9 protein-coding genes and 1 pseudogene are annotated in these 14,371 nt (G+C 41.8%); 1 reads left to right on the top strand and 9 read right to left on the bottom strand.

What is annotated here, in order from left to right; all coding sequences use genetic code 11:
• Positions 1 to 175: 175 nt before the first annotated feature.
• From MKY75_RS12475 to MKY75_RS12460, 4 genes and pseudogenes are all read right to left on the bottom strand, one after another.
• Positions 176 to 1,057 (bottom strand): LysR family transcriptional regulator, encoded by an 882-nt coding sequence (locus MKY75_RS12475; RefSeq protein WP_029515212.1) that lies wholly within the window; start codon positions 1,055 to 1,057, stop codon positions 176 to 178.
• Between the two features lie 247 nt (positions 1,058 to 1,304).
• Positions 1,305 to 2,156, bottom strand: a complete 852-nt coding sequence (locus MKY75_RS12470) for an aldo/keto reductase (RefSeq protein WP_069011872.1) — start codon at positions 2,154 to 2,156, stop codon at positions 1,305 to 1,307.
• A gap of 79 nt (positions 2,157 to 2,235) precedes the next feature.
• Entirely contained in the window at positions 2,236 to 3,465 is a 1,230-nt protein-coding gene (locus MKY75_RS12465; protein ID WP_069011874.1) for a multidrug effflux MFS transporter, read from the bottom strand.
• 69 nt (positions 3,466 to 3,534) lie between these two features.
• Positions 3,535 to 4,123 (bottom strand): annotated as a pseudogene (locus tag MKY75_RS12460) (alcohol dehydrogenase catalytic domain-containing protein); the annotation flags it as partial.
• A 297-nt stretch (positions 4,124 to 4,420) separates the two neighbouring features.
• Between MKY75_RS12460 and MKY75_RS12455 the strand changes: the two are divergent.
• The gene (locus MKY75_RS12455; protein ID WP_165146430.1) at positions 4,421 to 4,972 is read left to right on the top strand and encodes a TetR/AcrR family transcriptional regulator; all 552 of its coding nucleotides are present in this window, start codon (positions 4,421 to 4,423) and stop codon (positions 4,970 to 4,972) included.
• Between the two features lie 1,271 nt (positions 4,973 to 6,243).
• On the opposite strand, the gene MKY75_RS12450 is transcribed toward MKY75_RS12455, so the two are convergent.
• From MKY75_RS12450 to MKY75_RS12430, 5 genes are all read right to left on the bottom strand, one after another.
• Positions 6,244 to 7,581 carry a DUF418 domain-containing protein gene (locus MKY75_RS12450; protein ID WP_340885516.1) on the bottom strand — a complete coding sequence of 446 codons (1,338 nt, stop codon included), beginning with the start codon at positions 7,579 to 7,581 and terminating at the stop codon, positions 6,244 to 6,246.
• A gap of 209 nt (positions 7,582 to 7,790) precedes the next feature.
• Positions 7,791 to 10,604 carry a M14 family metallopeptidase gene (locus tag MKY75_RS12445; protein ID WP_165146424.1) on the bottom strand — a complete coding sequence of 938 codons (2,814 nt, stop codon included), beginning with the start codon at positions 10,602 to 10,604 and terminating at the stop codon, positions 7,791 to 7,793.
• Between the two features lie 101 nt (positions 10,605 to 10,705).
• Positions 10,706 to 11,710 (bottom strand): LCP family protein, encoded by a 1,005-nt coding sequence (locus MKY75_RS12440; RefSeq protein ID WP_029515222.1) that lies wholly within the window; start codon positions 11,708 to 11,710, stop codon positions 10,706 to 10,708.
• Between the two features lie 46 nt (positions 11,711 to 11,756).
• Positions 11,757 to 12,455 carry an SGNH/GDSL hydrolase family protein gene (locus MKY75_RS12435; protein ID WP_340885513.1) on the bottom strand — a complete coding sequence of 233 codons (699 nt, stop codon included), beginning with the start codon at positions 12,453 to 12,455 and terminating at the stop codon, positions 11,757 to 11,759.
• Between the two features lie 27 nt (positions 12,456 to 12,482).
• The gene (locus tag MKY75_RS12430; protein ID WP_340885511.1) at positions 12,483 to 14,258 is read right to left on the bottom strand and encodes an acyltransferase family protein; all 1,776 of its coding nucleotides are present in this window, start codon (positions 14,256 to 14,258) and stop codon (positions 12,483 to 12,485) included.
• Between the last annotated feature and the right edge of the window lie 113 nt (positions 14,259 to 14,371).

The following is a 14,371-nucleotide window of genomic DNA, read 5'->3' as shown; positions in this document are numbered from 1 at the left end:
CCCTCTTCTTGTTGTTGAACAATGAATTACGCCTTTTATTTATTAAACATAAACAACTTTACCTGCTAAATAAAAAAAGTTATTTATCAGTAATATTTAAAGGCTTCATTCAAGCTGCACCTTTAAGATATCACTAGATAAATAACCTTATCCAATACCTATAATCTATGTTTTATTATGCTTGTGAGGCATACTTGATTAATTGAATTAAGTGAGAAGTAGCCTGGTTAAAAATCTTGTGTTTCTTCCAAACAATAACACAACTAAATTTGAGTTCTGGAAAAAATGGTCTGAAGCAAAGATGTTTTGAACCTGTCATCGCAAGAGCACCTTCAATACAAATAGCAGTTCCCATACCATTATCTACAAAATTAACTATGTTAGAAATTAAGTTGTATGTGGCTAGAACATGTATATTTTCATATTCATCAGCAAACCAATTAGCAATTTCATTTTGTACTGTTGGACGACTAGAAAGAAGTAAAGGAACTCCAACAAGATCATTGGGAGTAACATATTCTTTTTGTGCAAGAGGGGATGAAGCCTGTGTTAGAATTCCCCATCGTTCCTTTTGAGGCAATCTGATGAAATCGTATTTTTCAATATTTATGGGCTCTAATAAAATCCCAATTTCAAGTAATCCTTTGTCTATTTTTTCCTTTATATCATCCCCTGTTCCGCTATAAATATAATAATTAACCTGTGGATACTCTTCATGAAAAGCTTTTAATGTTTGAAATAAATAATGCGATGTTAGTGATTCGACGCTTCCTATAGAGATAGTCCCTCCAACCAGATTATTTTGATCTTTGAATTCTCTCTCTGTTTTATCCGCAATCGTTAGGATTTCTTCTGCCCTCTGACGTAAAAGCATGCCAGCATCCGTTAATGACACCTTTTTTTTACCGCGAATAAGCAATTGAGTTCCTAAATTTTTTTCTAAGTCAGCTAATTGTCTGCTTAATGTCGGCTGTGTTACATGTAGTACATTTGCTGCATGCGTAATACTTTCCAAACGAGCGACTGTAAGAAAATAACGAAGCACTCTTAACTCCATGTTTCCCCCTGTTGACAATATGTGCTTATGAATAGATTCAATATGTCCTAGTAATTAACTTACCATCTTAAATACCGTTCTTTCAGTTTACTTTTTCACACACTTCTCTGCCATTATAACCATTAATCAGTTCTATATGCATATGTTTATATGTGGAATTGAATCGATATATGGGAAGGACTTGGGTACTGTTACGTGAACATAGTGTTGTTGGGTTTGAGCATTTTGTGATAAGGCCTCCCCAAAATTAGTTACGAATTTTCATGTTGCTGAGCCGTTCCACGTTTTCAGGATCGTGAAGGGATAAGATTAAACTCTCTTTGGAATCCAACGTAGCAATCCTTTCCATATCTTCCCTACTCATTTCAAAGTTAAAGATATTAAAGTTTTCGATAATTCTTTCCTTATGAACGGACTTTGGAATCGCAACAATTCCTCTTTGTATCAACCAACGTAAAGCAACTTGAGCCATGGATTTATGATGTTTCTCAGCTATTGATGCCAATACTTCATTTTTGAAAATGTCATTTTTCCCTTCAGCAAATGGTCCCCAGGACTCAATCTGAACATGGTGATCCTTCATAAATTGAGCATTTTCTACTTGTTGTGTAAATACATGCGTTTCAACTTGGTTTACAGTAGGAACGATTTCATGATGAACGATTAAATCCATCAGGCGATCATTTAGGAAGTTACTTACGCCGATTGCCCTGATCTTCCCCTCATGATATAATTCCTCCATCGCACGCCATGAACCATGGATATCGCCAAAGGGCATATGAATGAGATACAGATCCAAATAATCCAGTTGCAGTTTTTTCAGTGATGTTTCGAATGCTTTCCTAGCACTCTTGTAACCTGCATCCTGAATCCAAAGCTTTGTTGTAACGAATATTTCCTCTCTGGGCACGCCACTCTGCTTGATGGCACGACCGACTGCTTTTTCATTGCTATAAACAGCAGCGGTATCAATCAAGCGGTAACCTTCCATTAGGGCATTACAAACCGATTCTTCGCATACATTTTCATCATCAATTTGATAAACCCCAAATCCGAGTATCGGCATCTCGACACCATTGTTTAGTGTAACACTTTGCATTTTAGATCCTCCTGTTTTTTATACTCAAGTCTTAGAAAGCTGGGGCCTCGCATAGATCTTAATGTTCGCAAGCGATTGGTTAAGTATTGGATTCAAAGCTATTTTTGGTACCGGATAATTTTTTTATCCCTTTAACCAGAATGAGATAGGTAATTATAGATAATAAACTTGTAGAAAAAATAATAATTCCAAAAGGTATAGCAGAATTTTCGCCTGCAATTCCCACAAGTGGAGACGTAACGGCACCTAATGCGAATTGTAAAGTGCCGAGCACGGCGGACGCGCCCCCTGCAATATGCCCCTGCGATTCCATTGCTAATGTAAAAGAGATGGGGCCAATGATCCCAATGGATAAAGCGAATAAGAAGATCGAAATAAACATAGCTGATAATACTCCATGTACTAGTACTATAAATAAGACTGCAGCAGAAGATATAAACGCTAGTATTATTCCGATCAAAAACAATCGACTTTCCGTTACCCGGTCTGCAAGCAGTTTGACGAATTGAGATCCCAAGATAATAGCAAGGCCATTCAACGCAAAGAGGATTGAAAACAGTTGCGGCGACACGCCGTATATGTTTTGATAAATAAATGGGGTACCTGCAACATAGGCAAAAACACCTGCGAACAATATGCCATTGACTAGAGCATACCCTATAAAAGACCGCTTTCGGAATAAGCTATTATAATTTTTCATCAACGCACGGGGACTGCCTGAAATACGTTGTTGTACAGGTAAGCTTTCCTTTAACCCCCATATGGTTATCCCAGTTAACCCTATGCCTAGCACCCCTAAAAATATAAATACACCTAACCAAGAGCTGTATGACATAACCGTACTTCCAGCCGTAGGGGAAATTAACGGTGCCACATTGCTTATCATTGTCAGCAACGATATAAACTTAGTCATTTCAATCCCACTAAACCGATCTCGAACAATAGCGCGCGAAATAACAAGTCCAGCGGACGCAGCAACCCCTTGTATAAATCTTAAAGATATAAACCATCCTATGCTTGGTGCAAAAGCGCATCCAATAGAGGAAAGGATATATAGTATCATGGAAATCAACAAAGGCTGGCGTCTTCCATAAATGTCGCTTAATGGTCCCATTATCAACTGTCCTAGCCCTAATCCTAACAGACTAGTGGTTAAACTCGCTTGAACCGCAGTTGCGCTTGTTCCAAAAAAAACAGCGATTTGCGGAAGTGATGCAAGATACATATCGACGGTAAACGGCCCCAACGCCGAAAATATGGCCAATATTAGAGCAAAACCGAGAGAATTTTTTTGGGTCTTATATTTCATTCCTTTTACTCCTATGATTGTTTTAATGCTTTCTTTAAACTAACGCATTTGCTTTAGATGTTATGGGTTTGTTACTTCTGCCCCCATAGAATGAGCGATCTCACACCATGTGTCCGAGTCCACCAAATCCAACGACCGCTATATTTTAGCCGGAATCAACACCCCAATGGCGCAGCGGCGGATACGTTGTGATCCCAGTACATAAAAGTGGAGCGGCGACATCAAGATTAATGCCGTCTAGAATTCGAACCACGAAATCCTCCGTTATTACAACGATATGGGTGGAATAACCTCCCTGCGTATATTGTCCATATCTATCGATGACTCCGTAGGTACTCGTATGTCCATTAAGACAATATTGCTCCTTTCCTCTACGGCAACTCTCGCACTCTCCACAGGAATCAACCATACAGCCAACTCCTACCCGGTCACCAACAGTATACTTTGTGACTTCCAAACCAATCTGGGCGACAATTCCAGCGTGTCCTGGAACGGGAGGATATTGGACTGGCCCTCAATCTCCACGGGCAGTATGGATGCCAGAGTGGCAAATACCCGCATACTTGATCTCAATGAGAATATTATGCGGCTTAAGATCCCTGCGCTCAACTGTAGAACCTTCTGGACCGAACACAGCACGTGCATTAGCATTAATCATATATAACCTCCAATGAATAGAATTTTTATCAGTTAGCTATTTAGAAATTAGTAATTATTATCCACACTTCTTTATTAAACACCATGTGAACACCCTCTTTTCTAAATTTAAGTTCTCCTTTTTTTAGGTAAGTAAGCCACGGAGAGCGAATAAACAATACTGGTTGTTTTATCAACTTATGTCTATTATTATAAAAAAAGAAACCTAAGTTCAATGGTTAAAAAAGCGCAATTTGTTGAAATAGCAACATCATCACGAAAAGTGTTCATTATTTTTTGATCAGGGGGAAAAGACAAGATGATTAAAGTGGATCGGAGAATCCTAAAAACGCAAGAATCCTTAAAAAAAGCCGTTATTGAACTGATGGCTGTAAAAAACTTCGATGACATTACCATTCAAGACATTGCAAACAAGGCAAACGTAAACCGCGGTACAATTTATCTTCATTATCAGGACAAATATGATTTATTAGATCAAATCATGGAAACACACATTAATGAATTAAAAGAAATGGATACGTGGGCATGTCAGACGGAGTGGGCTGATGCTCTTGTTCCATATTTCGAGTACTTTGAGAAAAATTATTTGCTTTTTTCAACCATGCTAGCAGCATCAAAAGGTACACCTTCATCTTTTAGAACGCGGCTACTTGCTTATTTCATGGAAGGGTTCAAAGGGGAGATTGACAAAGAAAGCGGGAAAAATACGGAATTAGTCGAAGATGTGATGTTGCAATATGCTGGGACTGCTTATGTAGGGGTCATTGAATGGTGGATTCGAAATGGAATGCCCTATTCACCGCAAGTCATGGCCACACAAGTTGGCACCTTGTTAGAAAGAAGTTTTTAATCGGTATTATATTCTGTAAAGAAAATGACCTTTTTCCTTTTCAATAAAGGTCACAGTATATAACGAAACACTAAAACAACGGCAGCCGATTGGCTGCCGCTTCTGCTTGTTTTTTCATTTTTTTTAAAAGAGTTTTCATATTCTTTCTCGGTTACGTTTTCTAACCGGTCTGTATCACCCCAGTGTGAGTACTAAGTATACAAATCCAACTATCCTTCGTAACCCATGCCAATATTTTACGTTCGGTGGAATGTTCACCACATCGCCTGTTTTAAGGAATTGAACTGGTTTTCCGTCTACTTGATACCAACCCTCTACTCCAGTAACTAATAAAACTTGCCCAACATAATGAGAGTGCTAGTTATTACGGGCGTCTGATGCAAAAGTTACGTTTCCGATAGCTTTATTGAGGGAGACAGGATTGTTAAACACCAATTGTAAGAAGGCGTTAGCGATAAAGTTTTTTCTTCTTTTGACCCGACGGTAAAGATGGGGCTATTTCTTAAGTGCTCGTACGGAACTGTCAAAAAATAACTATGATGGAGGTTAATACAAAAAAATCTGTGATATTAGAATTTGAATCATTGTGTCTTGTATTGAGTTAAAAATCTCTAAGTTCAACTTCTCTATCTTGCCAACTAGCATCATGCTCTAACGAACAAAGAAATTTTTAAAGCTGCGGGTATTAATGAAAAAGAGAATACTCGTCTTATAAAGAGATGCTTGATGTGGGATAAAGATACAAATATCATCTGGGGTTTTAGGGCTCTCATACCACAAAAAAGAATTTCTAATTATCAAAGAAAAGCCCAAACTTCTGTGGACTTAAATGCTCGGTCATTCTGATCCCAAAAAAACCACACTTTACACCCATATTAGAAACGACGAGCAAAATCATATGGTGATCTTCTACACTTTAATTGGACAAAAAAAATTAAATCTAACAGATACAAAACATCGATATGTATTGTAGATTGGAACAAAAAATAATCATGTCATTCCACAAAGTAACTCTAACTATAGCCGCCCCTTTACGAAAGAGGCAAACTTGTTGTCATTCTCCCCTAAATATAAAAAAATCCTGATATTATCAGGACTTAGTTGGGGTAAACTTGTTGTCATTGTACAACATAGGCAATACTTAAAACCTGGAAATAAATAACTAAATTCACAAAACCTTTATTTTTTATCTGTTGTGATTTTGATCAGTCCGTTTTAATTGAAATCCGATGTTTTCTATGACTATAAATATAGAGTATCAAGAAGGCTATCTACTTTACTGTTTGTGAGACTGGTTGGGTAGGGCAGAACAATCGGTCAAAACGGCGCATCAATCCTTCAAGCGGACCAACAGGAAGCTTAGCAAACAACAATCCCAGCAACAGTGTAACAACTGCAACTATTACGTCGCCGAACGGAACTCCGTCCAGACTGTGCCCAATCTTTGCCAGATACAGAAACCAAACTATTACAAATTGAATGGCATACATGGTCAGAGCCATACGTCCGACTGCTGCAAAAGGCAATAATACAGTAGAGGCTTTTTTGGATATGAGACATGCAACGCCCAATACCAAGAATGAAATTCCTAATCCTATCATCGTTTGGAAGGTCGAAGCGGTGTGCGGAGCCGACTGCAAGAGCATATGCCACATTAGTGATTCCGTATTAAGCGGCCAAATTGCGTATTCATCCGGTGGCTGTACAGGAGCAACTCCTTGCATCCTTACCAGCCATTGTTCAAAGTGGAGACTCCAATTCGGAAGTACAAAAGCAGTCAGTGCTTTGCCAATAACAAGCATAACGATACCACTGCCTGCGAGTATGAGAGCTGTGCGTAATCTGGTCAGGTCAAAGCGGCCAATGGCCATACCAGTAACAAATGCAGGGATCAAGGCGATAGCAGACATTGGACCTCCTGCAATATCACCAAGAAGATAAGCTTTTGAGAAAATACTTGATCCCAGAATCATTAGCGGCGGGGCTGTCACGAGCAAAACTGCTGCTGTTGTAACAATGGTGCGGGTCGAACGGCGAAATAACATAAGGGCCAGCACAAACATAGCTGAATAGGCAGGCAAAATGATGCCATATGGAGTGTTCAGCATAATAAGCAAATAACCAATAATATCAACAAATACTGCACGGGCTAGCATTCGCGCACGGAAAGCGGCCGTATCCGCTCCCCGTTCCATCATGCGCTGTGCCATAATGGAATAAGATATCCCCCCGCACAATACGAATAATAGTGTCGTGTTTCCGGAAACAATCGCAGAAACGTTTGGGTTCGATCCGAAGTGCTGCAAATACATTCCCAGCACCGCCATTCCTCGTACTGCATCAAGTGCTACAAGACGCCTGGTGCCCCGCCTTCTTTTCGACTCTTCTACAGAGCTTCGAGAAGGAATATCGGTTTGTGTAACGTCGTAGGATGAATTGGATATACCTGCTGTATCTACTTCTTTATCATCTAATTTATTAGCAACCGTCTTTTCATTTACTTGATTTTCATTCAATTGGCTATTTACGGAAAAGGCTCGTATTTTGATATTGGCCTCTTCCTCATACTCTCTGACGGATCTGCTTATCAGTTTGATACTGCTTAGCAACTTGCATTCCTCCTTGAAAATCCTGGACTCGTATTTTTCATCAACCCGCATGTACAGGATGATGTTACGCTATAGTCCAATATATCCTGCAGATGTCGCTAAAGTTTGATCAAGTTGTAAACAAAATGTCACAGTAGGCGAAACCGTTTTATCGCGAAAACAGCCTTATTCACAGTTGATCACTGGAATAAGGCTGTTTGCAAAATTACTTAGGATTTGCTGGGAACAGCATTAAAAATGGAATTGGCCAGCAAACGGAATTGTTGCTGCGAATGAGCACCATTGGTGAGATCATTAGAGAACACAGTAATATTCTTTTTGTTTTCTATATAGGTGAAGGCCATAATCTTTCCTCTTGCAGCATCGTGACCTGGCCACCAGCCCGCTTTGAAGAAGTTTTCTTTATTACTAATGGTTGCAAGAATTTTTGCAGCTTTAGGTAGTTTCGTAATGTAAGAACCTGTAACGGTGTAGAAGTATTCTTCGTTATCGTAAGGGGCTGTAATCACATTATCCTGTTTGACATTCGCTAGGAAGACCCCTTCGTATCTTTCCCATGTCGGTCCAGCAAACGCAAATTGAGGAATACAGTTTTTCACGTTACCCATCCCCATATTTCCATAAGCAATGTATGGTTTCCCTTTCTCGACAAGTTTATCGGAATCGAATGTATTCACCAACACATCGGCATGCTGCTGATCATCGGTCACTTTAAAACCGAGATTTTTGAGCACATAAGCCGATTCGCCGAGAGCGGCTACCGTAGAAGGTTTAAGAACTTTACCAACGGGTTTGTTATTGCCGAATGCCGTGACATCAAGATAGTATTTCGAGGCCAGCGGGTTCAGATCATCATAGGCGACTGCAAAGTCACCCGCTTCATATCCTGTTCCGCTTTTGGATAGCATCGTAACCACTTTGCCGGATTTAAGCAATTCATTAACCGTTTTGATGGCATCGTTATTGGTGTTTAGGATTAAGACATAGGCAGAATCATTCGGCATTGGTGTGGCCGGAATCGATACGGAAGTCACCGGAGAAGTTTTGCCCGCAAACACTCCGGTTTCTCTAACCACATCACGTTCAAATCCTCGCAGGACAGGAAAATCCTGCACAATCTCGCCAGCTACGGAAGCATAATCTGAGACGTTAATACCATCATATAAAACCATGTTTGCAATGCCGTGTTTGGCCTGGTGCATATTTATGATAAATGAACCCGCAGGGTAGGTTTTGCCAGCAGTACTTACAGCTTCTGTCGAGCGTTCAACCGTTACTCCATTGCGGATAAGATATTCAATCATCCGATAAGCTTCCAGCGGATTTTTTTGAAGACTCTTATCGATCGGCAAAACGTAATACTCAGGAAAAAAATTCTCATTACCGTGACGAGGGCGGCCAATAACTTGATTTTTGACATTGACTAGATACCGATCTACGGCATAATCATCGATGTTATTGATTCCACGTTCATATACTTTTAGCTGGTTCAAAAATAAATTTTCTTTCTTTTGCATAACATAATCGGTTGCTGCAGCGACACTATAATACAATGCTTTGGTCGACTCTTCATTCGATTCAGGTGTTTCCAGCGTATGTCCCATTGCACCATGGTGCATGGCGAAGACAGCTGTATAGGCTGGAGACGCATCGTCCCATCCTGAAGAAGTCCCCTTGGAAACATATTTAGGATTTTCGACTGTTTTACGATGTTCTTCATAAGGAATATGGTAGTAATCATACTTTGTGTTTGCTATACCTGCTTCACCCATCGCTTTTGCCTGTTCTACCATGTTATCCATAAGCAGATCGTATTCAATATTCGGATCGTGAGGCGGTGTGGTAGGCTCAATCAGAAAATTCTTATCAAAGCCATGCAGATCTAGGAAAGAAATCGGCGACCACTTGGCAATTTGCTCTGTAACACTGCGTGTTTCAGGCTGGGTTTGATAAGAATTATCCCGATTCAAGTCAAAGTATTCAGCATTATAACGTTCGGTATGCACCCTTCCATCTGGATTTTCCGTATACAGGAACAGGAAAAACACATGTTCAAGCGCATCATCCATATTCAGAGTGACCGTACTCGATTTTCCATTGGACGAGGTGGTCTTGTACGTAACATTTTTATCGAGAGCCATGGTCTTAAAATAATTGATAATCGCATCAAAGCCCGGCGCTTCATTTGGATGAATATTGTTGATCCAGATGGGCACTTGATAATCTCCGAATGCACCGGATTGAATATCGTTCTCCAGCTTTGCAGGATCATTCAGCATGGCAGGATGAGTTACATTCTGATATTTGTCAATCGTTGCTTGATCTTTGGCAACCACAGTCATATACATATCGCGGCCTTCAACGGATTTGCCGATCGACATCGTTTTAATGTATCTGTCGTTTTTTTGAGCTGCTTGTGCCGTAATCGCATCAATCTCCGGCTTCAGTTCATCATACGTACGGAAGCTGTCGTATGGGACCAACTTAATGGGGGCCTGGGCAACGGTTTTGCCGTTGACTGCTGCAGCCAGTTCATAGGTTCCCATCAATGAGGCGTACAGTGGACGCTGCAGACTCGGTTCGGCAAGATTTTCCGTACCGTAAGTAAGACCAAAATTGATATTGGCAGTGACTTCTCCGTTTTCTGCTTTGACCTGAGTAACGGTGATAAAGGGGGCGCCATTATAATCGTGATCCTTGTACGATTTCCATTCCGATAATGGCTTGCCACCATAAGTCCAGCTTATTTTCTTTATATTGGTACCCTTCGGAAGCTTAAATCTAGCTTTAATGGTTCTTTTCTTCGTCATGGATGCCAGATTGTTATCCAATTTCAGTGTCGGGATATTTTTAACCTGCGTTGAGATTGTTTTTGTTGATTGACTCTGTTTATCGTTTAACAACGTGCTTTCTGTACGTTGTGCAGCATCAGCCATAGCCATGTGCGGAGCAGTGATCTCCAGAAGCATGGCGGCGGATATGGTTAACGCCAAGCAGAACCTTACTATTGGTTTTGTACCCATTCTTTTTCCCCCTATGGATAACCGGAAGACCATGTTGTGCTCATAAAGAGCATTTAACAGACTATTGTCCGGCAAATTACGATTTTATATATTGTCCAATCCTATTCAAGATCTGTTTTCTGCCCGGAAGGATTGTCTGTCATCGAATGAGAAGCGTCGGAGTTTATGGTACTTTGCACAAATTGCTTCAAATCAGTTCGACTTTTTACATCCAGAACAGCCGCTTTGCCCACATAAGTTTCTTTTAATAGCTTCATTGGCGGTATTTGTTCATTTCCCTTTAACGTACTTTGATACCCTACCGAAGCCAAATTCCACATATCGGAGACTGACAAATTGGTATCGATATACGGACTGATTTCCTCTAGAATGGAAGGAAGCTTCATAATGGAAGTCGTTGTTTTGACCTTCTCGGCTAATGCCGTAATAAATTCGCGCTGTCTTTCTGTTCTGGAATAATCGGACATGGCATCATGACGAAAACGGACATATTGAAGCGCCGTTTTGCCGTTGAAATGCTGCTGTCCCTGCTTTAAATTAATATCGTACTCATGCAGATCGGCCTTGCTTTCATAGTACATATCCTTTTCGACATAAAAATCGAGTCCGCCTACAGAGTCCACGAGTTTAATAAACCCCTGGAAATCGGTATATACATAAAAATGAACAGGCACCCCCAACAATTCGCTGACTGCTTTCATCGCCGTATCCGGCCCATGCGTAACAGCCGTGTTGATTCGGTTTTTGCCGTATCCGGGAATATCCGTATAAGTGTCACGCAAAATCGAAAACACATGGATATGCTTATCGGTAGGATTCAACGAAACAACCATCATGCTGTCGGATCTGGGTACCTCGCCCTTGTCGCTTCCACGGGCATCCACACCCATCAGCAAAATATTGACAGGCTCAGTTCCCTCCCATGCTGGAGCTTCCAGAGCTTCGGTATTATCGGTGCTTACATTAATGAACGGGGAGTTTGCCGGAGCCTTATTAAATCCTTCCAGCCCTTTGTAAATCGAAAAGAAATAATAAAAAATAAAGCTTACAGCAGCGACCACAAGTAACAATGTTACAATTAATATCCTCTTTTTCCTCTGTGTCATGTCATTCTTCCTTTCCGAATTATGAACGCGTCTGTCCCTTCTGTATTTAAGATTTTTGCAAGGCTGCTACGAGGAGTGAAGTGTAATATCGGCTACCCCCTGGTTTTAAATGGACGCCATCTCTATAAAAGTATTCATCTTTGCCTACACTGGCCGAATACCAGTCCACCACGCTGACGTTGCTAAACTCATCGGCAACCTGTGCAATCGTGTCATTCACCGTGTTTTGCCATCCTTTCGGAACCCGGGTGGTGACCAAGATTACCTGTCTGGCTCCAGAAAGGGATTGCAGTACGTCGTGCAGTTGGTCTCTGCTAAACGGACCATTGGTGCCGAGTTCGATAATGACTTGGTCTCCCAGTTTGCCTTGGGTGGCTAATTCATTAATGACTTTTACAGCTTGAGACATCTGCCGGCCAACCTTGCCGTCTACCGTCATATTCGGAAGCTGCTCTTTTAAATAAGGCTCAATTCCGACCGTAACCGAATCTCCAATCATCGTGACGCCCTCGCCGTTTAAGGACGCGGATGGTTGAGCTTGTTCTCCGCTGGTACTGGAAGCCCCAGGCTTTTGTGCAGCAGGCTGCATCGCATCAAAATTGTATAGAGAAGAATCCTTGCCGCGTGGTTCGTTATCATCCGAATTTTGCTTTGAATGTAGATGGAGGCCTATGGCTCCTATGACGATAAGAAGAATCATAAAACCCCATAATGCCCTCACTTTTCTGACATTTTTTTTGTTCATACCTAGTTCATCCTTTCCTTTAACATGCTAGTAGGTTTTATCCTGTTTGATAGCATCAATCAAAACCGAGGCATAATACTGAGCTCCTTCTGGTTTCAGATGGACACCATCGTCATAAAATAGATCCTTGCGGTTTTCGCTGGCCGAATACCAGTCGATAAGTCGTACATTTTGAAATTCACCAGCAATTTCACGCAGATTGTCATTTACGGTATTCTGCAACCCTCTCGGTACTCTGGTCGTTATCAGATAAATTTGCCGAGAATCCTGTAGTGAAGTCAGCAAGGACTTCAGTTGACTCTGGTTAAACACGCCGTTGGTGCCGAGTTCAATAATAATTTTATTGCCAAGCTTGCCCTGTGCCCGCAGGTCATCAAGCACATTCCCAGCCTGTGACATTTGCCGTCCCACCTTGCCATCAATGGTCATACCGGGGAGCTGCTTTTCCAGAAACGGGGCGGCATCCAGAATGACGGAATCTCCGATCGCCGTGACCCCCTCTCCTTCTGCGGAATGGACTGTATTTACATCGGAAAAGCCGGATTGCACCTTTTCTGTCTGGACGGGTTCCCGGCTTACAGTTGCTGGAGCATCAGGCACAGGATCTGGTGAATTCGTCTTCCATGATGTCAGGACCAGAATAATGGCGATAACAATGACGACAAGGCCTAACTGGCTGCCAGCGCCTGACCTGCGGAGTGATTTTAGGGTCCCGCGACGAATGGGCTCTTCGATGTATCTGTAGGAAAGACTTGCCATTATGAAACTGGCCGTTACCTGCAGAGCAATACGTATATAGCTGGCATCTTCGGTATTCACCACCGGACTTGACAAAATAATGATTGGATAATGCCAAATATACAGACTGTAAGATCGCTTACCGATCCAGCTCAGAGGCCGGCAACCGAGCCATCGTTCCAGTCGATTGGCCGGATGAACAAGTACAGCAATAATAACTGCAGTAATGAGTGATAAATAAAGAAAACCGCCGCGATACAGCGAATCATCAAACTGGTTGGTCTGACCGATCATGATAAACAGCATTACAATGCCCAGCACGCCAGTCATATCCAGCATGGTCCGTGACGAAGAGGATACATTTTCGCTCAGTCTCCAGCTGGGCCAGATTATCGCCAGAGCCGCTCCGATCAAAATGGCAAACACCCGCGTGTCCGTCCCGTAATACACCCTGCTCGGATCTGTTCCGGGTTCGTATATCACGGCCATGGCTATGGCGGATACGGCGGCGCAACCCAGAATGTATAACATCAGTCTTCCTCGTCGCGGCGCAAGGCACAGACCGATCAGTAGAACAAGCGGCCAGATGACGTAAAACTGTTCCTCAATGGAAAGCGACCAGAGGTGACCGATTGGAGAAGGCGGGCCAAAGCTCTCGAAATATGAAACATGATGAAAAATGAGATACCAGTTGTTTACGTAAAAAAGCGAGGATACAAAATGGCCTCTTAACGCCTGCAGTCTGGAGAAATCAGTAATTAAAAGCCACAGTGCCACTGCAGTCAGCATAAAGATCATGGCCGGCAGTAGTCTGCGCATTCGTCTGATCCAGAATTGTATAATGGAGAAACCACTGCGCATCCTCCATTCGAAAAGAATCTGATCCGTAATCAGATATCCTGATAGGACGAAGAAAATCTCCACCCCCAGCAGCCCACCTTCTGCCCATCTGAAATGAAGATGATAAGCAATAACAGCAAGCACAGAGATGGCTCTTAGCCCATCCAGGCCGGTCATATAACGTTTTATGGGTTGATTCAGGTGCAAATTCCGGTTTCCATTCACTATGGTCCATTCCTTGTCCTTATAGGCTAATGATCTTGCTTCATTTACTATAAAAAAAAGATGTCGCGAAAGTTTGATCAACATGTAAACAAATTGTCACAACGGTTGCAAAA

Origin of the sequence: Paenibacillus sp. FSL L8-0663, from assembly GCF_038008125.1 — a bacterium.
Lineage (GTDB): Bacteria > Bacillota > Bacilli > Paenibacillales > Paenibacillaceae > Paenibacillus > Paenibacillus polymyxa_D.
This window is presented reverse-complemented; position numbering and strand designations above follow the sequence as displayed.